At 72.0% G+C, this 20,959-nt stretch carries 22 protein-coding genes; 10 read left to right on the forward strand and 12 right to left on the reverse strand.

What is annotated here, in order from left to right:
* Positions 1-80 precede the first annotated feature (80 nt).
* The 8 genes from ACFQ7Q_RS33080 to ACFQ7Q_RS33115 all read right to left on the reverse strand — a co-directional run bounded on the left by ACFQ7Q_RS33080 (position 81) and on the right by ACFQ7Q_RS33115 (position 6,704).
* Entirely contained in the window at positions 81-1,265 is a 1,185-nt protein-coding gene (locus tag ACFQ7Q_RS33080; protein WP_383561709.1) for a globin domain-containing protein, read from the reverse strand.
* A 75-nt stretch (positions 1,266-1,340) separates the two neighbouring features.
* Complete coding sequence (locus ACFQ7Q_RS33085) at positions 1,341-1,793, reverse strand: RrF2 family transcriptional regulator (RefSeq protein ID WP_383561673.1); 453 nt, start codon at positions 1,791-1,793, stop codon at positions 1,341-1,343.
* Between the two features lie 36 nt (positions 1,794-1,829).
* The gene (locus ACFQ7Q_RS33090) at positions 1,830-2,657 is read right to left on the reverse strand and encodes a hypothetical protein (protein ID WP_383561675.1); all 828 of its coding nucleotides are present in this window, start codon (positions 2,655-2,657) and stop codon (positions 1,830-1,832) included.
* Between the two features lie 113 nt (positions 2,658-2,770).
* The gene (locus tag ACFQ7Q_RS33095; protein ID WP_383561677.1) at positions 2,771-3,166 is read right to left on the reverse strand and encodes an SHOCT domain-containing protein; all 396 of its coding nucleotides are present in this window, start codon (positions 3,164-3,166) and stop codon (positions 2,771-2,773) included.
* Between the two features lie 122 nt (positions 3,167-3,288).
* Positions 3,289-3,744 carry a peroxiredoxin gene (locus ACFQ7Q_RS33100; protein ID WP_383561679.1) on the reverse strand — a complete coding sequence of 152 codons (456 nt, stop codon included), beginning with the start codon at positions 3,742-3,744 and terminating at the stop codon, positions 3,289-3,291.
* A 74-nt stretch (positions 3,745-3,818) separates the two neighbouring features.
* Positions 3,819-4,706 (reverse strand): LysR family transcriptional regulator, encoded by an 888-nt coding sequence (locus tag ACFQ7Q_RS33105; protein WP_383561711.1) that lies wholly within the window; start codon positions 4,704-4,706, stop codon positions 3,819-3,821.
* A 156-nt stretch (positions 4,707-4,862) separates the two neighbouring features.
* Entirely contained in the window at positions 4,863-5,432 is a 570-nt protein-coding gene (locus tag ACFQ7Q_RS33110) for a PadR family transcriptional regulator (protein WP_383561681.1), read from the reverse strand.
* 57 nt (positions 5,433-5,489) lie between these two features.
* Positions 5,490-6,704, reverse strand: a complete 1,215-nt coding sequence (locus ACFQ7Q_RS33115; RefSeq protein WP_383561683.1) for an FAD-dependent monooxygenase — start codon at positions 6,702-6,704, stop codon at positions 5,490-5,492.
* 91 nt (positions 6,705-6,795) lie between these two features.
* Between ACFQ7Q_RS33115 and ACFQ7Q_RS33120 the strand changes: the two genes are divergently transcribed.
* The 3 genes from ACFQ7Q_RS33120 (at position 6,796) to ACFQ7Q_RS33130 (ending at position 8,947) form a co-directional block, all read left to right on the forward strand.
* Positions 6,796-7,374 (forward strand): TetR/AcrR family transcriptional regulator, encoded by a 579-nt coding sequence (locus ACFQ7Q_RS33120; RefSeq protein WP_383561685.1) that lies wholly within the window; start codon positions 6,796-6,798, stop codon positions 7,372-7,374.
* Between the two features lie 62 nt (positions 7,375-7,436).
* A complete protein-coding gene (locus tag ACFQ7Q_RS33125; RefSeq protein ID WP_383561687.1) occupies positions 7,437-8,231 on the forward strand; it encodes an ArsR/SmtB family transcription factor in 795 nt (264 codons plus the stop codon).
* A 410-nt stretch (positions 8,232-8,641) separates the two neighbouring features.
* On the forward strand, positions 8,642-8,947 hold the full coding sequence (locus ACFQ7Q_RS33130; protein WP_383561689.1) for a CU044_2847 family protein: 306 nt from the start codon (positions 8,642-8,644) through the stop codon (positions 8,945-8,947).
* Between the two features lie 89 nt (positions 8,948-9,036).
* Here ACFQ7Q_RS33130 and ACFQ7Q_RS33135 read toward each other — a convergent pair whose 3' ends face one another.
* Positions 9,037-11,541, reverse strand: a complete 2,505-nt coding sequence (locus tag ACFQ7Q_RS33135) for an ATP-dependent Clp protease ATP-binding subunit (protein WP_383561691.1) — start codon at positions 11,539-11,541, stop codon at positions 9,037-9,039.
* Positions 11,542-11,760: 219 nt separating this feature from the next.
* Positions 11,761-13,377, reverse strand: coding sequence for a poly(3-hydroxybutyrate) depolymerase (locus tag ACFQ7Q_RS33140; protein ID WP_383561693.1), 1,617 nt, complete (start codon positions 13,375-13,377; stop codon positions 11,761-11,763).
* 169 nt (positions 13,378-13,546) lie between these two features.
* Between ACFQ7Q_RS33140 and ACFQ7Q_RS33145 the strand changes: the two genes are divergently transcribed.
* Entirely contained in the window at positions 13,547-14,068 is a 522-nt protein-coding gene (locus ACFQ7Q_RS33145; protein ID WP_383561695.1) for a tetratricopeptide repeat protein, read from the forward strand.
* A gap of 67 nt (positions 14,069-14,135) precedes the next feature.
* Complete coding sequence (locus tag ACFQ7Q_RS33150; RefSeq protein WP_383561696.1) at positions 14,136-14,657, forward strand: nuclear transport factor 2 family protein; 522 nt, start codon at positions 14,136-14,138, stop codon at positions 14,655-14,657.
* A 141-nt stretch (positions 14,658-14,798) separates the two neighbouring features.
* Here ACFQ7Q_RS33150 and ACFQ7Q_RS33155 read toward each other — a convergent pair whose 3' ends face one another.
* Both ACFQ7Q_RS33155 and ACFQ7Q_RS33160 read right to left on the reverse strand, forming a co-directional pair.
* The gene (locus tag ACFQ7Q_RS33155; RefSeq protein ID WP_383561697.1) at positions 14,799-15,116 is read right to left on the reverse strand and encodes a cupin; all 318 of its coding nucleotides are present in this window, start codon (positions 15,114-15,116) and stop codon (positions 14,799-14,801) included.
* Entirely contained in the window at positions 15,109-16,392 is a 1,284-nt protein-coding gene (locus tag ACFQ7Q_RS33160) for an MFS transporter (protein WP_383561698.1), read from the reverse strand. The genes ACFQ7Q_RS33155 and ACFQ7Q_RS33160 overlap by 8 nt, the downstream gene beginning before the upstream one ends.
* Before the next feature lie 89 nt (positions 16,393-16,481).
* Between ACFQ7Q_RS33160 and ACFQ7Q_RS33165 the strand changes: the two genes are divergently transcribed.
* The 5 genes from ACFQ7Q_RS33165 (at position 16,482) to ACFQ7Q_RS33185 (ending at position 20,883) form a co-directional block, all read left to right on the forward strand.
* The gene (locus tag ACFQ7Q_RS33165; RefSeq protein ID WP_383561699.1) at positions 16,482-17,366 is read left to right on the forward strand and encodes a LysR substrate-binding domain-containing protein; all 885 of its coding nucleotides are present in this window, start codon (positions 16,482-16,484) and stop codon (positions 17,364-17,366) included.
* 60 nt (positions 17,367-17,426) lie between these two features.
* Complete coding sequence (locus tag ACFQ7Q_RS33170; protein WP_383561701.1) at positions 17,427-18,317, forward strand: DMT family transporter; 891 nt, start codon at positions 17,427-17,429, stop codon at positions 18,315-18,317.
* A 109-nt stretch (positions 18,318-18,426) separates the two neighbouring features.
* Complete coding sequence (locus tag ACFQ7Q_RS33175; RefSeq protein WP_383561703.1) at positions 18,427-19,077, forward strand: M15 family metallopeptidase; 651 nt, start codon at positions 18,427-18,429, stop codon at positions 19,075-19,077.
* A 68-nt stretch (positions 19,078-19,145) separates the two neighbouring features.
* On the forward strand, positions 19,146-19,487 hold the full coding sequence (locus ACFQ7Q_RS33180) for a DUF5713 family protein (RefSeq protein ID WP_383561705.1): 342 nt from the start codon (positions 19,146-19,148) through the stop codon (positions 19,485-19,487).
* Positions 19,488-19,701: 214 nt separating this feature from the next.
* Complete coding sequence (locus ACFQ7Q_RS33185) at positions 19,702-20,883, forward strand: DUF6924 domain-containing protein (RefSeq protein WP_383561707.1); 1,182 nt, start codon at positions 19,702-19,704, stop codon at positions 20,881-20,883.
* Positions 20,884-20,959 lie beyond the last annotated feature (76 nt).

Genomic DNA, 20,959 nt, shown 5'->3' on the forward strand with positions numbered 1-20,959 from the left:
GCCCCGCACCGTCGACGGTGCGGGGCCGGCCGGGCCTCGGACACTCCCGCCCGGGAGCCGCCGAAGCCCCCCAGGCGGCCCTAGGCGCCCAGCCACAGGTCCGGGCCGAAGACCTCGTAGTGCACGGCCGCCGCGGCGACTCCGCCGGAGAGCAGGTCTCCGCGCACCTGCCGCATGAACGGCAGGGGGCCGCAGAGGTACGCCGTCACGTCGGCGGGGACGGTGAGGGCGGTGACGTCCGCGCGGCCCGTGCGGGCGTCGGCGGTGTCGCCCGGCTCCTCGTACCAGAGGTGCAGTGAGCCCTGCGGCAGCGCGTCGACCAGACCGCGCAGTTCCTCGCGGTGCGCGTGGTCGGCGGGGGAGCGGTCGGCGTGGACGACCGTGACCGGGCGGTGCGAGCCGGTGGCGGCGAGGTGCCCCAGCATGGCCAGCATGGGTGTGCTGCCGATCCCCGCGGAGGCGAGGAGCAGCGGGCCGTCGCCCTCGGGCAGGACGAGGTCGCCGAAAGGCGCGGACACCTCGACCGTGTCGCCCACGCGCGCGTGGGCGTGCAGCCAGTTCGACACCTCGCCCGCCGGGTCGCCGTCGACGCGCTTCACCGTGATCCGCCAGTGCGGGAGACCGGGTGCGGCGGAGAGGCTGTACTGGCGGATCTGCCGGGCGCCGTCGGGCAGTTCGACCCCTACGCTCACGTACTGCCCCGGCCGGAACGGCTCCGCCGGCCGCCCGCCGGTGGGCCGCAGGGCGAAGGAGACGATGTCGGACGTCTCCTGGCGCCGTTCGACGATCTCCATCGGCCTGCGGACCGCGCCCTCCGCGACACCCGTCTCCTCGTACAGCCGTGCCTCCAGGGCGATGAGGGCATTCGCCATCAGCCAGTAGACCTCGTCCCATGCCCGCGCGACCTCGGGCGTCACGGCCTCGCCGAGCACATCGACGATCGCGGCGAAGAGATGCTCGTGGACGACCTTGTACTGCTCTGAGGTGACGCCCAGGGAGGCGTGCTTGTGCGCGATCCGGGAGAGCATGACGTCCGGCCGGGTGTCAGGGCCGTCCAGGAGCGCCCCGGCGAACGCCGCTATCGATCCAGCCAGCGCGCGCCTCTGGTCGCCGCTGGCCTGGTTGCCGCGGTTGAACAGATCCCGCAGCAGTTCGGGGCGGGCTGCGAACATCCCGGCGTAGAAGCGATCGGTGATGTCGCCGAGCGCTGCTCCGACGACGGGGAGGGTGGCTCGGACGACCGGGACGGCCTGCTCGGACAGCATCGACACTCCATTAATGGTAGATGATCTACGTATTTAAAACCGTGAAGAGGTGCGGGGTGGGTCGGGGGCGAGGTGTCAGTCGATGCGGTTCACGCTCAGCGAGACGAGCACGGGGCCCGTGGGCGACTCGACCAGATCCGCGACGGTCAGCGGATCGAGTGTGCGGTAGAACGCCTCCTGCGCCTGGCGCAGAGCCCCGCGCAACCGGCAGGCCGCGCGCAGCGGGCACGGAGTGTCGCCCTCGCAGGCGACCACCTCCTCCTCGCCCTCGAGCATCCGCACCAGCCAGCCGACCGAGGCACGCCGACCGGTCTCGGTCAGGGCGAGACCGCCGCCCCGACCGCGCCGGGCCTCCACGACCCCGAGGTGCTGGAGTCGCGTGACCACCTTCGCCATGTGGGCGTAGGGAACCGCCATCACCTCCGCCACCTCACGGGTGGTGGCGGAAGGGTCCTGCCCGGGAGCTCCGGGGACCGCCAGGCGCATCACGGCACGCAGCGCCAGGTCGGTGAATTTCGTCAGCCGCACACCGTGAACGTATCAAACAAGCATCCGGGACACCTATTAAGGGTGCTTGTGGTGACGGGCCGAGTGGCGGCGCCACAGCCAAAGGCCGCCCACGACCACGGGGGAGAGGATCAGCAGCAGAGCGATGAGCGGCCAGTGCGCGCCCCCGAGCTTCAGGTCCGTCAGGAGGACCACGGCCACGCTCACGACCGGCACCAGGATCGACGCCAACGCGCGCAGGCCGGCGGCAACCATCTCCGGCCGGAGACGGGCGGGACGTTCCGTCCGAGTGTCTCGGCTGCCGACGTAGAAGAGGGTCGCCCGGTCCGTCAACCGGGTGGTGGCCCGGTAGTACGAGACCCCCATGTAGGGCATCCACACCAGCGGCGCCACGAGGCCGATGAGGAAGACCGCGCCGACGAGGACCCACTGGCCGATGCGGGCGAGCCTGCTCCGGCCGACGTCGTCGGGCACGAGGATGCCGAGAAGGCGGGCCATCCGCATGACCAGGTACCGGAGTGCGGCGAACCGGCCGGGGCGAGGCCGAGCGCTGTCGACGGGTGTCCGGCGGGCAAGCAGACCGGCGCGCGCCGCATCGGTGTCCTCGTACACCCCCTGCAGGACGAGCAGCTCGGCGGCGCGCTCGGGATCGGTGGTGTCCCGGCCGTCGAGGCCCGCCAGTTCGAGGATCGTCCGTGCCTGGAGCAGCAGTGCCCCGCAGAACGCGAAGGGGATGAGCAGGATGAACGGCCCGCCCACGAACGACCCTTCGGCCGTGACCGCACGCCGGCCCCGCTCAGCCACCATGGCCCGGAGCTCGGCGGGGGTGGCCTGCGGATGCTCCCTGCGCAGTCGCTCCACACGTCGCCCGGCCCGCGCCCCCATGTGTCGTAGGGCGTACCCCGCCAGCAGCTCCGGAAGCCGTCCCGGATCGGCGCGCGCCTCCCGCAGCAGCGAGCGGGAGAGCGCGGCGGTGGACGTTTCCGTCTTGTCGTCCGTCAGGACAGGACCTTGGCCTTCGCCTTCTCGAACTCCTCGTTCGTGATGGCGCCCTTCTCCTTCAGTTCGGCAAGCCGCGCCAGTTCGTCGGCGTGGCCGCCACCCGAGGTCGTCCCGGCCGCCTTACGGATGTACGACTGGAACGCGGCCTCGCTCTCCTTGGCCTGCTTGAGGTCCCGTTGGGTCATGCTCTTGCCGCGGGCGATCACATAGATCAGCACGCCGAGGTAGGGGAGCACGATGCACAGGATCAGCCAGCCCGCCTTGGCCCAGCCGTTCATGTCGTGGTCGCGGAAGATGTCCGTGATGACCTTGAACAGCAGGAACAGCCACATGATCCAGATGAAGAACCAGAGCATGGTCCAGAAGACATTGAGGAGGGGGTAGTCGTCCATGCCTACACTCCGTTCCGGCCGCGGCCGGAAGTCGACCGCGCGTACGAGCGAGTGTTGCCCACCCCCGGCCCGTCCGCATGTCGGGGCGCGGGACGTCAGGGCACCCGACCCGCCCCGTCCGCTCAGGCCGTGCGGGTCTTCAGCGCCGCCAGCGCGCGGTCGGCGTGGGCGCTCATTCGCAGCTCACTGCGGACCACCTCCAGGATCCGGCGGTCCGTGTCTATGACGAACGTGACCCGCTTCGTCGGCGCGAGCGAGAAGCCCCGCGTCACCCCGAACCGGTCGCGGACCGAGCCCTCCGGGTCGGACAGCAGCGGGTAGCCGAGCGAGTGGCGGTCGGCGAACTCCTGCTGCCGCTCCACGACGTCGGAGCTGATGCCGACCGGGCGCGCTCCCGCCGCCCGGAACTCGCCGGCCAGATCGCGGAAGTGGCAGGCCTCGGCGGTGCAGCCGGCGGTGAGGGCCGCCGGATAGAAGAACAGGACGACCGGGCCGTCCGCGAGGAGGCCGACCAGCGAGCGAGGCGTCCCCGTCTCGTCCGGGAGAGTGAAGTCCTCGACGATGTCACCGACGTTCATCCGGTCCGCCCCTTGTCCGCGACCGGCGCCTCCGGTCGACGACCGGTGACGTTACCGCAGGGTAAGGACGCGCGTCACCAGTCGCGGGCGGCGGCCAGCAGCCGGTCCCGTACGAGCGTCACATGCGGGTTCTCGGGTGTGCCGGGCCGCTGGACCAGGTAGGCCGTGTTGATCGGCGGGTCCTCCGGTTCCAGCAGCGTCACGAGCCGCCCCGCGTCGAGCTCCGCGCGGCACAGGTATGCCGGCAGCACGCTGAAGCCGGCCCCCGCCGCGACCGCGGCCACGACGCCCCGCAGATCGGGCACGGTGACGGCGGCCTCGCCGGTCAGGCGCCGGCCGAAGACATGGCGCCAGTAGCGGCGGGCGATGGGCAGATCCTCCGCGTACATCACCATGGGCACCCCGTGCAGGGCGGCGGGCCCGTCCCCGGCCACGGCGTCCGGGCCGATCCGCCGCGCCCATTCGGGGGAGGCGACGAGCACGAACTCCTCGTCGTCCAGGGGCACGGACGTCAGGGTCCTCCCACGCGGGCGGACCGTGGAGATCACCAGATCGTGGTGGCCCGCCCGTAGCCCGTCGAGAAGCTCGTCCGTCAGCCCGGGCGTCACCTGGAGCCGTACACCCTCCCCGACCAGCGGCGCGAGGGCGGGCAGAGCGGTCACACAGAGGAACTCGGCGGGCCCGGCGAGATGGACCGGCTGGGGTGAGGGTGCGGCCCCCGGACCGTGGTCGGCCACGGCGGCGAGAGCGTCGATCGGACCCGCCACCTGCGCCGCGAGCTCGTCGGCGTACGGCGTCGGCGCCACGCCACGCGGCTGCCGCTCGAACAGCTCCCGGTCGAGGCGGCGTTCGAGCGAGCGGATCTGGGTGGTCACGGTCGGCTGGGACAGGCTCAGCAGTCGGGCCGCGGCGGTGAAGGAGCCGGTGCGGTGGACGGCGAGGAAGGTGCGCAGCAGCGACAGGTCGAGTGGCCCGCGCGCCCCCGCCCCGCGCGACGGAGCCTCGGACCGGCCCGGATCGACGCCCGATTCGACGGGCGCGCCGCCATCGCTCCTTCTATCTGTCACGCTGCCAAGCATAGGTGTGCCGATGGGTCCCGGATCGGGCCGGGCTCTGCCTCAGGCCTGCTGGCGTACGGTCCGGCGCCGGTCCAGGATCGCGAGCACCTGCTCGCCCCAGCGCAGGTTCTCCTCCTCGAGCGAGCGGCCCCGCATCAGCGTGAGATAGGGGCCGATCCGCTCCGCCTCGCGGAGGTACGTGGCCTCGTCCCGGCCGTCGAGCATCCACTCCCGCAGCCTCTCCCACCGCGCGAGCTTGCCCCGGGCCCACTCCATCCGCTCCTCGACGAAACCGCGCACCGCGTCGGTGTCCCCCTCGTCGCAGGCCTGGACCTGAACCATCAACTCGTCACGGATGGCGGTCGGCCGCGGCGGCTGTGCCGTGAACGCCATCAGGTCCTGGCGGCCCGCTTCGGTGAGCGAGAACATCCGCTTGTTCGGGCGCCGTTCCTGCTGGACGACACGGGCGGCGATCAGACCGGCGTCGGAGAGTCGGTCCAGCTCCCGGTAGAGCTGCTGCGGAGTGGCGGCCCAGAAGTTGGCCACGGACACGTCGAAGATCTTGGCCAGGTCGTATCCGGACGCCTCACCCTCCAGGAGGGCTGCCAGGACCGCGTGCTTGAGGGACATCCGCACAAAGTAGCAGCCCCGTTGAGTAGTTTTGTCCGCACCTGGTTTCGTCCGCACCTATTCAACGAGCGAGGTGCCCGAGCCCGGTGGGGGGAGCCGGGGCGGGGTCCAGTCGGCGTGCCGCAGGATCATGCGCACGGCCATGCCCGACGGAGCGAGCCGCAGGGCCGCGTTGCGCAGGGTGACCGCTGCCGAGCCGGAGAGCTGTTGCCCCATGCGGCCGGCCTTACGGGCGGCGACGGTGACCGACTGTGCCCGTGGGCGGCGCTCGGCGTCGTAGGCGGCCAGTGCCGTGTCGGTGTCGGAGTCGTGCGCCAGTGCGGCGGCCAGTACGACCGCGTCCTCCAGGGCCTGGCAGGCGCCCTGGCCGAGGTTCGGGGTCATGGCGTGGGCCGCGTCGCCGAGCAGGGCGATGCGGCCGGTGACAAAGGAAGGAAGCGGCGTGGCCAGTTCGTGGATGTCGTGATGGAGCACGGCATCAGGGCGGGTCGCGTCGAGTAGCCGGCCTATGGGCTGGTGCCAGTCGGCGAAACGCCTGCGGACCTCGCCGAGAGGATCGATGTGCCGGACCCCGGCGGGGGCGTTGAGGACGGCATGCCACTCCGCACGCCCGTCGTGGAGCGCGATGTGCCCGAACTCGGCGCCGTACCCCCAGGTGATCTCGAAGTCCGTGTCGAGGTCGAGCGGTTCCGTGAGGGCGCGCAACACGGTCGAGCCGCTGTACACCGGGCCGGGGTGGTGGGGGAAGAGGGCGGCTCGGGTGCGGCTGTCGACGCCGTCGGCGGCCACGACCAGGTCCGCGTCGAGCTCGGCGTCGGCGTCAGGGGCGGCCGAGGAGCCGGACGGCCGGGTCCGTACGCGTACGCGCCCCGGTGCCGAGTGGTCGACCTCGGTCACCTCCACTCCGATCCTCACGTTCCCCGGCGGCAGCGCGTCGCGCAGCAGACGGTGCAGTGCGGCGCGCGGGATGCCGACGATGGGTGTGCCCAGGGCGCGTTCGAGTGCGGCGCCGTCCATCCGGGCGAGCCAGGAGCCGTCCGGGGTGCGGGTGCCACCGGTGTACTGACCGCGCGCGGCCGCCCGTACGGAGGCGCCGACGCCGAGCTCGTCAAGGGCGCGGATGCCGTTGGCGGCCAGTGAGATCCCGGCGCCCGCGTCGTCGAGGACGGGTGCGCGTTCCACGACCCGCACGTCCCAGCCGACGCGCCGCAGTCCGATCGCTGCGGCGAGCCCTCCGATGCCCGCGCCGACGACGACAGCGATGTTCCCCATGCCGACCAGCCCCCTGTCCTTAACCGACTCGCGCGACTTCTACATCTGTAGAAAGAGTAGCGCGCGTTCTCTACAGGTGTAGAAAGTGGGGGTGACCTCCGATCGACGTACTCTCCTCGCCGACGCCGCGCTCGGTGTCCTCGCCAACGCCGGGATGCGCGGGCTGACCCACCGCGCGGTCGATGCCGCCGCGGGGCTGCCGGCCGGCACCACCTCGGCGTACTACCGCACCCGCTCGGCGCTCCTGACCGCCCTGGTCCGCCGCTTGGTCGAACTCGACCAGGCGGAGCTGCGAGCGGCCGCGGAGCGCGGCCCCGCGCCGCGTTCCGCGGCCGAACTCGCCCACGGCATCGGCCTGCTCGTGGCGGCGCGCCTCGCCGGGGAGGGGCGCCGCCGCTCGCTGGCCCGCTACGCCTGCGTGGTCGAGAGCGTGCGCGACCCCGAACTCCGGGAAATCCTGGTCCCGCGCGAGAACCCCGGTCGCGACTCGGTCCGCGACTTCCTCGCCGGGGAAGGGGTCGAGGACCCCGAGGGGCGAACGCTGACGCTGCTCGCATGTGTGGACGGTCTCGTGCTCGACCGGGTCGTCGGAGGAGGGAGTGTCGCCATGGAGGAGATCGAAGGGCTGGTGGCGGCGGCCCTCCGGCCCGCCGGAACGGGAGGTCGTTGACACGCAGCCGAACAGCTGCCTACCGTAGAGGCAGCTAAAAGGCTGCATGTTGAGGTGGGGCGATGGACGAGGTGTTCAAGGCACTGGCCGATGCCAGTCGGCGACGGCTGCTCGACAGCCTGAACGCCCGCAACGGCCAGACCCTGCGCGAGCTCTGCGCGGGTCTGGACATGGCACGGCAGTCCGTCAGCAAGCATCTGGCGCTTCTCGAGGCGGCGGGGCTGGTGGTCACGGTGCGGCGAGGACGGGAGAAGCTGCACTACCTGAACGCCGCTCCGATCCATGCCATCGCGGACCGCTGGATCAGTCAGTACGCCCGCGAGCGCGTCCGTGCGCTCGCCGACCTGAAGTCAGCATTGGAGCTGAACCCGATGGACAGCAACGCGTTCGTCTACACCACCTACATCCGCACCACCCCCGAGGAGCTGTGGCAGGCCCTCACCGACCCGGCCTTCACCAGGCGCTACTGGGGCGTGACCTTCGAGACCACCTGGACCGCCGGATCACCGATGGTCTGGGACGAGGGCGGCCGCAGGACCAGCGACCCCGAGCAGGTGGTCCTCGCTGCCGAGCCCGGCCGACGACTCTCGTACACCTGGCACACCTTCACGCCGGAGTGGGCCGAGGCGGTCGGCATCGGTGACGACGTGTACGCGAAGCTCGCGAAGGAGCGCCGCTCCAAGGTGACCTTCGACATCGAGCCCGCCGGGGACACGGTCAAGCTCACCGTCGTCCACGACGACCTGGAGCCGGACAGCACGATGCGCGCCATGATCGGCGAGGGTTGGCCGGCGCTGCTCTCCAGCCTCAAGTCCCTCCTGGAGACCGGCGAGGAGCTGCCGGAGCCGCCCCGGTGAGTTCGGCGGGGGAAGAGGCGCGCGCCCCTGTGCGGCGGCCGGGGGGCCCGGCCGCCGAGGGGCCGACGAGGCACCGGAGCCGACGGCCGACGCCCCGCTCCGACACCGGGTGCCCGCCCACCGACACCCCGCTCCGACACAGCACGGGCGCCCGCCCACCGACGCCGCGCGCGCACTCCACGGACGCAGGCGCCCTCCACCGACGCCGGACGCGCGCCCGCCGCCGCAGGCGCACTCCACCGCCGCCGCAGGCGCACTCCACCGACGCCGCAGGCGCGCCCCACGGACGCCGGTGTGTCCACGACCCCGCAGCTGCCCCGCCACGCCTCGGGAGTCCGCTTGCCCGAGCTGTGACCACCCCTCGGTGATACTGGCGATCTGCTCGCCACCCACCCCCGGAGGGATCCGTGATGCGGGACGTCACCAAGGTCGAGGTCGAAGGCGCCGTGCTCTACGTGGAGGCGGAGCGGCTCGGTCCCGACTCGGACCTGGAGGGCCTGGGCGACCGCGTCCCCGACCTCTCCGGGGTCACCCGCGCCCTGTCCTCGTTCGCCGGCCAGCTCAGCCACGCACTGCACCAGGCGGCACCGGACCGGGCGACCGTGGAGTTCGGCTGCGAACTGGGCCTGGACGCGGGGGGCCTGACCGCGCTCATCGTCAAGGGCAGCAGCAGCGCGAACCTGCGCGTGACCCTCGAATGGACCAAGTCCTCCTGATCCTCGGGCCAGGCGCCGCGGGGGACGGCATGGGGCCGCGGGGCCGGAAGGGGAGACGTCACTTCCGTGCCCCGCGGGCTGAGGGGGTGTCACGCGGCCGCCGAGCCGGCCTCCTGCTTGCTGACCCGGCACACCAGCGCGTCGTTCACGACGTCCGCCACGATCGTGTCGCCGGGGTCGGCCTCGCCACCCAGGAGCAGGTCCGCGATCCTGTTGTCGAGCTCCGCCTGGATCGTGCGGCGCAGCGGCCGGGCGCCGAACTCCGGCTGGTGCCCATGGGCGACGAGAAGCTTCTTCGCCGCCTCCGTCACCTCCAGCTCCAGGCCCTGCGCCCGGACACGGCGTTCGCTCTGCCGCAGCAGCATGTCGAGGATCCGGGTGAGATCGTCCGCGGCGAGACCGTGGAAGATGATCGTCTCGTCGATGCGGTTGAGGAACTCGGGCGCGAAGTACGCCCGCAGATCCTTCTTCAGGTCGTCCCGGATCTCCGAGACATCGCCGTGATGGGCCAGGATCCGCTGGGCGCCGATGTTCGACGTCATGATGACCACACAGTGGCGGAAGTCGACCGTCCGCCCCTGGGAGTCCGTGAGGCGCCCGTCGTCGAGCACCTGGAGCAGGGTGTGGAAGACATCGGGGTGCGCCTTCTCGACCTCGTCGAAGAGCAGGACGCTGTATGGCTGCCGGCGCACCTTCTCGGTGAGCTGGCCGGCCTCCTCATGACCGACGTATCCGGGCGGAGCGCCCACGAGCCGGGAGACCGTGTGCTTCTCCTGGAACTCGCTCATGTCGAAGCGCACCATGCGGTTCTCGTCGCCGAAGAGCAACTCCGCGAGGGCTTTGGCCAGTTCGGTCTTGCCGACACCGGTCGGGCCGAGGAAGAGGAAGGAGCCCACCGGACGGTTCGGGTCGCCCATGCCCGCCCGGTTGCGGCGCACGGCCTGGGCGATGGCGGTGACCGCCTCGTCCTGACCCACCACCCGGCTGTGCAGGGCGTCCTCCAGCTTGAGGAGCCTCTCCTTCTCGCTCTGCGTCATCTGCGCGACGGGGATGCCGGTACGCCGCGACAGCACCTCCGCGATGTCGTCGGCGGTCACCTCCATCACTCCCTCGCGCCGCTCCTCGACCCCCGCGAGCTCGCCCTCCAGGCGGGCGATCTCCTGCTTGAGCTCGTTCGCCTTCTCGAAGTCCTCGGCCCCGACGGCCTCGTCCTTCTCGCGGAGCAGCTTCGCCAGCCGGTCCTCCCGGCCCACGACCTCGGTCGACTTGCCCAGTGAGCGGAGCCGCACCCGGGCTCCCGTCTGGTCCAGCAGGTCGATGGCCTTGTCGGGCAGGAACCGGTCGGAGACGTAGCGGTCGGACAGCTCGGCGGCCGCCACGAGCGCGGCGTCGCTGTAGCGGATCTGGTGGTGGGCCTCGTAGGAGTCCCGCAGCCCCTCCAGGATCAGGATCGTCTCCTCCACCGAGGGCTCCGGGATCATCACGGGCTGGAACCGCCGCTCCAGCGCCGCGTCCTTCTCCACGTACCGCCGGTACTCGTCGATCGTCGTCGCGCCCACCACATGCAGCTCGCCGCGGGCCAGAGCCGGCTTGAGCATGTTGCCCGCGTCCATCGAGCCCTCGCCCGTCGAGCCGGCGCCCACCACGGTGTGCAGCTCGTCGATGAACAGCACCGTCGAGTCCGCGTCCGCCTTCACCTCGTCGATGACGTTCTTCAACCGCTCCTCGAACTGGCCGCGGTACTGCGCGCCGGCGACGAGTCCGGACAGGTCCAGGGCGATGACGCGCTTGCCCTCCAAGGTCTTCGGCACCTCGCCCGCCACGATCCGCTGGGCGAGCCCCTCCACGATCGCGGTCTTGCCGACGCCCGGCTCGCCGATGAGGACCGGGTTGTTCTTCGAACGGCGGGAGAGGATCTCGACGGTCTGCTCGATCTCCTCGGCCCGCCCCACCACCGGGTCGAGTCTCCCCGCCCGCGCCTCATCGGTCAGATCCCGGCCGTACTCGTCGAGCGTGGGAGTCCTGCTCTCCGGCTTGGCCGCCGGGGCGCCCTCCGGCCGCACCGTCCGGTCGGCCGTGGAGCGCAGACCGTCGACATCCGTCCCGTATCCGCTCAGCACCTTCGCGGCGGCCCCGTTCGGGTCGTCGAGGAGCGCGCCGAGGATGTGCTCGGGGCCGATGTACGAGACCCCCGACGCCTGCGAGCGCTCATACGCACGCAGCAGCACCCGCTTGGCGGCCGGGGTGAGCCCCGGCTCCGCGGACGGAACGCTGCTCTCTCCCGGCAGGACCTCCGCGATCACCCTGCCCAACTCGTCCGGGTCGGCGCCCGCCTGGGCCAGCAGACCGCGGGCGGGGTCGATCTGGGTGCAGGCCCAGAGCAGGTGCTCGGTGTCCAGGTCGGCGCTGCCGTCGTCGGCGGCGCGGGTGGTGGCCCGGTCGAGCAGCTGGCGCGCCGAGTCCGTCAGCAGCCTGCCGATCGGCACCCGCTGGACGGCCGGGGGAGAGGCTGCCGGCGACATCCCGAAGAAGCGGTTGAGGAGTTCGTTGAACGGGTCCGGTCCGCCGAAGGAACCGAGGGGAGACATCGTCATCAGGTGCCGTCCAGGTGGGTCGACGTCCGGGCAGTGCTCCCTCCACTGGAACAGCAGCAGGCGCTTCCCACCCGCCCGTGCCGGTGACGGACCGTGGTCGCGACGGCCGCCGCCCGCGCGGTCACGGGACGCGCGGCCGCTCTCGGGGCGCGCGAAGTGCGCGCCGACCCGTCCGCCGGACGGGTGACGCCCCGGGGGCGCCCGTCCGGCGGGGTGGGGTCAGCGGTACTCGACCGTCAGCGTCACGGGAGTGGACTGGTTGACGAAGAGATACGCCGTCGAGGCCTGGGCCGATTCGAAGCGGAGCCGGACCTGGGTCGTGCCGGCGCGGTCGAGGGCCGAGAGCGCCGTCGGCGACAGGTCCGTCGAGGAGGCCGAGCCCGAGGAGAACGAGGCGATCTGCGCCCCGCCCGCCACCGTGGCGGCGGCCGACCAGTCCGAGGCTTCGACGGCGCAGGCGCCGAAGCAGCCCGTGGTGACGTCCGCGAGGAGCTTGTTGCTCGCCGGGGAGGCCCAGGGGTCGCCCGAACCGCTGCTGCGGTTCACCGTCAGATAGGCGCGGGTGATCTCCTTGCCCGCCGGGATCTTCGACGTGTCGAAGGAGAGCAGCGCGCGGTTCAGCTTGCCGTCGGTGCCACGGCCGAGCGCCAGCCCGGAGGAGTCCTCCAGCGTGCCCACCACCGGCGCCGATCCGTCGGCAGCGGCCTTCACATAGCCGTCCTGCGCGTCCACGCTCGACAGCGTCACCCGGTCGGTCACGGGCGGGGGAGTGGTGCCGCGCAGCGCGCGGACCATCCCCATGATCGCCTCGATCTGCTTGCCGCCGTGCCGTGCGTACGACGAGTCGCCGAGGTAACCCCACCAGTTCCAGCACCCGTTGGGGTTGTCCAGGGTCGCCGTCGGAACGGCCTGCGGGTAGAGCACGATCATGTCGTTGGTGTCGGCGTACTCGTTGAGGTACGCGTTGTCGATGAACCGGGTCCCGAAGCCCTGGTATCCGTACCCCTGCTTGCAGCCGTGCAGCGCCACCATCAGGGAACAGGACGCGCCCCCGGCGCAGGACGTCGGCACATAGACGAAGCCCTTGTCGTCCAGGGACAGCGGCGCCGCCGCGCCACCGGGCGCGTAGGCGTTCTGGTCGAACTGGATCAGGCTCCCGCCGGGCGACGAGCTGGGCGCGGCGACGGAGCCCAGGAGATGGCCGAGCAGCTCACGCTCGGCGTCGACGCCGCAGTTGTTGATCCACGGACTCTGCGTGACCGTGCAGGAGTTGGGGCCGAGCGGACTGATCCAGGCATGCCCGGCCGCCGTGCTCCGGTTGTACTGGACACGGGCGCCGAACCGCCCGTAGTAGTCGGCCAGCGCGTCCGCCACCGGCCGCTTGACCGTCGTGTCGTTCGAGCCGCTGAAGACATAGACCGGGTCGCCCGCCAGGTTCGCCACCGGATCGACGAGTCCCTGCGCCGACCAGTCCCGGGTGGTCTGCTCCAGCTGGGCGAGCTGAAGATTCTGCATGGTGTCCATGCAGGCGTAGAGGGCGAGGTTCAGCGTGTTCTGCGCGCAGTTGTACGGTCCCGAGGCGAAGGCCGCCGAACCGCTGAACGTGCCGGAGTACGCCACGTGGAGCTGGGTGGCCATATAGCCGCCCGACGACACCCCGGAGCTGTGGACGGCGTCGATCGTGTAGGGCTGGAGGGTGCCCGGCACGGGGACGGGCGCCGCGGCGGGGGCGGCGGCCGCCGGTGTCGCGACGGGGAAGAGGGTCGCGGCGGCGAACAGCAGCAGAGCTGTCAGCCGGCGCGGCCCGCGTGGGCGGAGCGGGCGGAATGGACGCATGGGGTCTCCCGGGCGGCTCGTTCAAGTCGGGTCGATGGCCGGGAGGTTAGGGGCGAGCCGCGCGGCCCTTCTATGGGCCCGGCCGCCACAACACGCGGGGTGGAGTATGGCGCGCCGTCATCTGGCAGCCGCCGCCCGGCGGTCCCGGGCGACCTGCGACGATGCCTCCATGAACGATGCCTTCACGAACGGCGACGAGCGGGACGGGCGGTTGGCCGAGGCGGTCGGACTGCGCGAGCAGGGCCGACAGGAAGAGGCACGGGACCGACTGGTGGAGCTCGCCGCGCGGTACCCCGACGACGCCGAGGTCGCGTACCAGACAGCCTGGGCCCACGACGTGCTCGGTCTGGAGGCCGAGGCCGTCCCCTTCTACGAACGCGCGCTGAAGTCTCCCGGCGCCGGGCTGTCGCGGGACGACCGCCGGGGAGCGCTCCTCGGGCTCGGCAGCACCTTCCGCGTCCTCGGCCGGTACGAGGAGGCGGTCACCACCCTGCGCGGCGCGGTCGAGGAGTTCCCGGACGACGGCGCGCTGCGCACCTTCCTCGCGATGGCTCTGTTCAACACGGGCGAACACCACGAGTCCGCACAGCTGCTGTTGAATCTGCTGGCGACCACGAGCGGCGATCCGGGCGTCCGCAGGTACCGGCGGGCCATCGAGTACTACGCGCGGGACCTGAACGAAACCGTGTGAGCGCCCGAGGCGGAAGGATGCGGGATCCCCTTGACCTCAAGCATGGTCGAGGTCGAATGATCGGGCCATGAGCGATGCGAGCGGCACGACGAATCTTCAGGACCACTTCGAGATCACCACTCTCATCAGCGGCTTCTTCCGCGTGATGGACGAGCGGCGGTTCGACGAGGGCTGGGCCGACGCCTACGTCACCGACGACCTGCGGACGACGACGCCGATCGGCGTGGCCGATGGCGCCGACGCCGTCCGTCACGTGGAGGTGGCCATCGGGCGGTTCGCCGCCACCCAGCACGTCTCCTCCGATGTGGTCGTCCGGCACGAACCGGGCGGGCGGACGGCCCACGTCCGCTGGAACGCCCACATGACCCACGTCCATCCGGACTCCACCCTCCAGGCGCGCGGCGCGGGCGCCAACCCCCTCTTCACGGTCGGCGGCGTCTATGAGGGGGAGTTCCGACGCACCGACCACGGCTGGCGCGTCAGCCGGATGTCCGTGCGAGCCGTCTGGACCACGGGCGAACCGCCCGTACTGCCCGAGGACGTCGCCACCCGCGTCGCGGAACGGACCGGCGCTCGGGCGGCCGGCTGAGCCGAGGGGCAGCCCCGGAACGCGCGGGGGCGAGCGGACCGGCGCTCGGGCGGGCGGCTGAGCCGAGGCGAGCCCTGGAACGCGCGGTCGCGAGCGGAGCGCAGATCGAGCCGCTGATCGGGCGTGTCCCGAGAAGCAGCCCTAGTCGTTGACGGCGGTCAGCAGGACCACGGCGTCCTCCAGAGCGGTGAGCCCGTGCCGCTCCTTCGGGATCATCTGGAGCCCCCCTGCCGACAGCTCCTCGGACCAGCCGGCCGCCGTCAGCCTCACGCGCCCCCGCAGAACCTGCAGACTCGCCGCCGGTGGTGCGTTGTGCTCGTCGAGAGCCGTACCCGACACCAGCGCGATCACGCTCTGCCGGAGCACCCCGTCGTGCACCACCACATGGGCGCTCCGGCCGTGCGCGGCGGTACGCGCGGCGGCCAGGTGTTCGTCGGCGAGGGCCGCGAGATCATGCATCGTCTCTCCCTGCGAGGGTGCGCGGGTCGTGAGTCCCAGCCTCGCGCGTGTCGCCCGGTGCGCAACTCGGGACGGTACGGCGTGTCGCGGCGACCGCGAGGACGGCGAGCGCCGTGAACCCGGCGGCGGCCGTGATCGTCGCGGTCCAGCCGTACGCTCCGTACAGCCACACCGCCGTGAGCGAACCGATCGCACCGCCGGCGAACGTGGACAGCATGAAGACGGTGTTCACCCGGGCCGCGATCCGGCTGCCGAGGCCGAAGATCCTCGCCTGGTTGGCCACCTGACAGGCGCTGGTCCCCAGGACCAGCAGATTCGCCCCGACCGCCAGCGCCACGAGCGAGCGCGCCCCGAACCCGACGACGAGGAAGGAGACGGCCACGCAGAGCAGTGACCAGACGTTCACCGCGCCCGCGCCGAACCGGTCGGTGAGCCGTCCCGCGTACGCCGAGAGCAGCGCCCCGGGCAGGCTGAGGAGCCCGAAGAGCCCTACGACCCCCGGGCCGAGGCCCATCGGAGGGGCGGCCAGATGGAAGGCGAGCGTCGCCCAGAAGACGCTGTACGCCGCGAAGACCGCGGCACCGGTCAGCGCCGACGCCCGTACCGCCGCGTGCTCCACGAAGAGCCGGGGCAGGCTCGCGAGCAGCCGCGGGTACGGCAGCCTGTGCTGGGCGGGCCCGGCGCGCCCGGGCAGGGCGCGGGGCACGAGGAACAGCAGGACGGCCGTCGCCGCAGCGGCCAGCAGATAGGCCGTACGCCAGCTTCCGCCGGCGTCCGCGGCCGCGCCCGAGACGGTGCGGGAGACGGTCGAGCCCAGCGTGAGCCCCAGACCGATGAGCCCCACGACCCGACCGCGGTCGCCGGGCTCGGCGAGTGCGGCCGCGACCGGGGTGAGGATCTGCGGCAGGACGGTGGTGGTGGACACGGCGAGGGTGGCGACCGTGAGGGTGAGGACGTTCGGCGCCGCCGCGGCCACGAGCAGCCCGCCGCTGGTCAGCGCGAGCAGCACGCCGGTGAGGCGGCGGAGCCGAGCGGTGTCGGCGAGCGGAACGATGAGCAGCAGTCCGAGCGCGTACCCGAGCTGGGCGGTCGAGGAGACCAGGCCCGCCGTGTGCGGGGAGACGCCCAGGCCCCGGGCGATGGCGTCGAGCAACGGCTGGGGGAAGTAGATGTTGGCGACGGTGACCGCCCCCGCCACCGCCATCACGAGAACGCTCGGCGAGGTGCCGGGGCGGGAGGCGGCAACCTGCGGTGCCGAGTCGGTCAGCGGATTCATGCCCCCAGGCTGCTGTCCGCCGACGCGGCCGATCAAGGTGAAACAATGCAAGCGGCGTTTAGCGAGACTCAACGACGAGGGGCGGTGCGATGCTCGAACGGCACGAACTGGAGGCGTTCCTGACGCTCGCCGAAGAGCTGCACTTCGGCCGCACGGCCGAACGCCTCGGCGTCTCCACCGGTCGGATCAGCCAGACCGTCAAGAAACTGGAGCGCCGGGTGGGCACGCCGCTTTTCGAGCGCACCAGCCGCAGCGTCCGTCTCACCCCGGTCGGCCGCCGCCTCGACGACGACCTGCGCCCCGCCCATCGGCAGATCCTCGCCGCCCTGGAACGCGCCACGGCCGCCGGCCGCGGTGTCCACGGCACGCTCCGGGCCGGCTTCGGCGCTCCCTGGAGCGGCGAACTGCTCGCCACGGCCGCCGACGCCTTCCTCGCGAGCCACCCCGGCTGCGAGATCCACATCAGGGAGGTGCCGCTCGACGGCGGAGTCCGGCCGCTCCTGGACGGCGAACTCGACCTCCTGCTCACCGCCTTCCCGGCCCGTGAACCCGGGCTCACGACCGGCCCCGTCCTCTCCAACGAGCCCCGGGTCCTCCTCGTCCCGGCCGCCCATCCTCTCGCCCGCCGGGAATCCGTCTCGCTCGACGACCTCGCCGGCGTGCCTCTGGTCACCACGGCGGGCGCCAACTCCCGCTCCTGGCTGGACGCCCACTACCCCGCCCGCACCCCCTCCGGCGCGGTCATCCCCCGAGGTCCGGTGGCCGCCTCCTGGCAGGAGGTCCTCTCCCATGTGAGCGCGGGCCGCGGAGTCTCCCCGGGCTCGGCCCGGGGCGCCCGCTACCACCCCCGCCCGGGCGTGTCCTACGTACCCCTGCGCGACGGGCCGCCCATCGAGTACGGCCTCGTCTGGCCGACGGCCGCCGAGAACGCGCTGATCAGAGCATTCGCCGAGACGGTGGCCGCGCAGAGCTGAGGCAGGCGTGGCGGTGTGTCCCGTACGGGGCGGGGGAAGCGTCGCGGCTACGGTGGGCCGGTGCAGCGTGCCTCAGACCGCGTGACGCTCGCCGTGTTCCTGACCGTGGCGGTCCTCGCGGGCGGAAACGCGGTCGGTGTCCGGTTCAGCAACCGGGAACTCGATTCGCTGTGGGGCGCGGCCGTGCGGTTCGGCGCCGCCTCGCTGCTCCTGCTGGCCGTGATGGCCGTACGCCGACTGGAGTTCCCGCGCGGTCGCGCGCTCGCCGGAGCGATCCTCTTCGGCGTCCTCAACTTCGGTGTGACCTTCGCGCTCGCGTACTACGCGCTGGTCCGTATCCACGCCGGGCTCGGCCAGACCATCCTGTCCCTGGTCCCGCTCGCGACCCTGCTGCTCGCGGTGGCGCAGGGCCTCGAACGCTTCCGCCGCATGGCGGCCGTCGGCACCGTCTTCGCCACCGCCGGAGTCGCGGTCATCTCGCACGCGTCCCTGCAGGGCGGCGTGCCCGTGCTGTCCCTGCTCGCGATCCTGGGCAGCATGCTGGCGTTCGCGCAGGCCACCGTGCTCGTGCGGCGGCTGCCGAAGGTCCACGCCGTCACGATGAACGCCGTGGGGATGACCGCCGCCTCCGTCCTGCTGTTCGCCGGCTCGCTCGCCGCCGGTGACACCTGGCGCCTCCCGGACCGCGCCGCGACCTGGTGGGCGCTGGCCTATCTGGTCGTGGCCGGTTCCGTGCTGACCTTCGTCCTCTTCCTCTTCGTGGTCCACCGCTGGGACGCGTCACGGGCGGCGTACGTCTTCGTCGTCATCCCCGTCGTCACCATCCTGGTGTCGGCCTGGCTGGACGACGAACCCCTCACGGCCTCGCTGCTGATCGGCACGCCGCTCATCCTGATCGGGGTCTACCTGGGAGCGCTGCGCAGGCGGCCCGCACAGGAGCGTTCCGCCTAGGCGGAACTCCCGGGACCCCGGCGCGCCTCTCGTCGGGAGACCCCGGGCGCCACGACGCCCGCTGACCCGTCGTCACCAGCTCTCGACGGGTGGGGGGATGATCGGGTCCATGAGTGAGATCACGCTGATGTCGGACCCCAAGGTCGCCGCCGTCCCTGTCGAGGAGTGCGACGAACGGCTCGTGGACGTGCGCGCGGAGGGCTCCCTGCTCGTCGACCCGCGCAAGCAGGACGGAGCGGGCGCCTTCGCTCATCTGCGCGTGGGTGTCCTCGACCGGCTGCTCCGGGCCCAGGAGCGGCTGCCGGACGGACTGCGCCTCCTGTACGTGGAGGGCTACCGCCCCTTGTCCCTGCAGCGCCGGTACTTCACGGAGTACGGAGACGAACTGCGCGCCGCCCACCCCGACTGGCCCGCAGAGGACGTCCACGCCGCGGCCAGCCGCTACGTCTCGCCGCCCGAGCTCGCGCCGCACAGCGCCGGTTCGGCCGTGGATCTGACCCTCGCCGATCCCGACGGGCGGGAACTGGACCTGGGCACCCGGATGAACGCGAGCCCGGAGGAGAGCGCGGGGGCCTGCTACACGCACGCCGCCGGGATCACCGCGGAGGCCCGGCGGAACCGCGAGATCCTCAGTGCCGCGCTCGCCGGTGCCGGGTTCGTCAACTACCCCACCGAGTGGTGGCACTGGTCGTACGGCGACCGCTACTGGGCCCTCGCGACGGGCGCGCCCGCGGCCCTCTACGGCCCGAGGGAACTCTGAGCGGAGGCCGTTGTCAGTGGTGTGGGGAACGATGGTCGCATCGGTGATCGAGAGGTGAAGGGGATCGCATGTCCATCACGAACCAGCAGGTGACGGAGTACGCGTTTCTGCGCGCGCTGTACGAGGACGGGTACTACCCGGACAGCGTCGTCGACAAGGGGAAGGCGATCCTGCAGCGGCTCTGCGAGCGGATCGAGGCCGAAGAGCCGGCCGATCTGACGGCGCTGTACGCGCTCACGGAGGTGGCCACCGAGGAGTTCAACGCCCTGGAGGCGGACTTCCTGGAGGCCGGGAGCGAGATCGAGACCGTCGCCCGTGAGGAGATCGCCGAGAACTTCTGGTTCGTCGCCACGGCCTACGGATTCGCGGACGCCGACGTGGAGGAGCTGGTGGCCGCCCGGGACTGGTGACGGCAACGGACCGAGGCACCGCCCCGGTCCGCTCGGGCCCGCGGTGACCCACGGCTCAGGCTGCCGGAGTGGCCGGCGGGGGTGCACATCGAGGACGTGGTGACCGCGAGGCCGGCCCTCTGCTGCGGCTCCTGCACGCCGTCACCGCCGCCCGCTCGCGGTGGGGTGGGCACCCGGCCGCCCACCGTGCGGGTCCCGTCGATAGGTTCGGCCCATGACTGTGCAGCGCGCCGACGTCCACCTCTCGCCCTCGACTTGGCAGCAGCCGGTCCCTGCGGCGATCTCGGCCGAACGGACCTCGCTCGTCGAGGAGATGGCGCGGGCGGTCCTCGCTCGCGGTCCCGGCCGCCTGCTCGTCGGGATCGACGGATTCACCGCGGCCGGCAAGACGAGCTTCGGGCACGAGCTGGCCGAACGGATCGCCGGCGCTGGGCGCCCGGTGCTCCGGGCGACGCTCGACGACTTCAAGAAACCGTGGAAGGACCGGCACCTCTACGACCGGGAGTCCGGCGAGGGCTACTACCGCAACGCGTACGACTACGAGCGGGTCAGGAGTCTGCTGCTGGATCCCGTCCGGTCGCCCGAGGCGGACTCCTGCGCCCTCTGCGGCATCGATCCGCTCACCCAGATCGACCACTCCGCACAGCGGACCCCGCTCGCCCCGGACGCCGTGCTCGTCGTGGACGGCGTCTTCGCCTTCCGCCCCGAGATCGACGACTACTGGGACTACCGCGTCTGGCTCGACGTGGACGCCGAACTCTCGGTACGACGCGGCGCGGAGCGGGATCAGAACTGGGCCGGTTCGGACGCCGAGGCGATTCACCGGGACCGCTATCTGGTGGCGGAGCGCATCTACCTCGCCGAGGTCGACCCGCTGCCGAGGATGGACGTCCTCGTCGACAACACGGACTTCGCCCGGCCCCGCCTGCTGGACCCGCAGCGCAGGCCGTCCGTGGCACGCCATGACGACTTCGACGCGCTGGTCGTCCGCACCGACTACGAGGACGAGAGCACCTGGCAGGAGGTACGAACCGCGCTGGCCGACGATGCCGACCTCTCCGCGCACGTGGTCGACGATCCGGCGTGGGCAGGGGCTGACGTGGAGGAGGTGCTGGCAGCGGTGGCCGGCGACGAGGAGTTGAGCGTGGTGTTCCTCGCCGACCGGACGACGATGTCCTGCGCGCACCGTGCTCTGCTCGCTGTGACCACGCTCACCCGGGCGGACTGCGACGACGAGGAGTACGCCTGGCTGACCGAGTTCGGCACCCGATTCCGTACGGTTCCCGCCGGGGTGCATTCCATCCACGCCAACCTGTCCATCGGCAACATGGGCTTCGAGGAGTTCGCCGCGGAGGCGCGACGAGACCCCGACGGGGTCTTCAGGAACTTCGAGTGAGGCGTGGCCCGGCCGGGGGGGCCCGCCGCGGGGGACGGCGGCGGGGGCGCCCGCCTATGTAGCTGGGGGTGGAGTT

This window comes from Streptomyces sp. NPDC056527 (assembly GCF_042794475.1).
Taxonomy (GTDB): Bacteria; Actinomycetota; Actinomycetes; order Streptomycetales; family Streptomycetaceae; genus Streptomyces.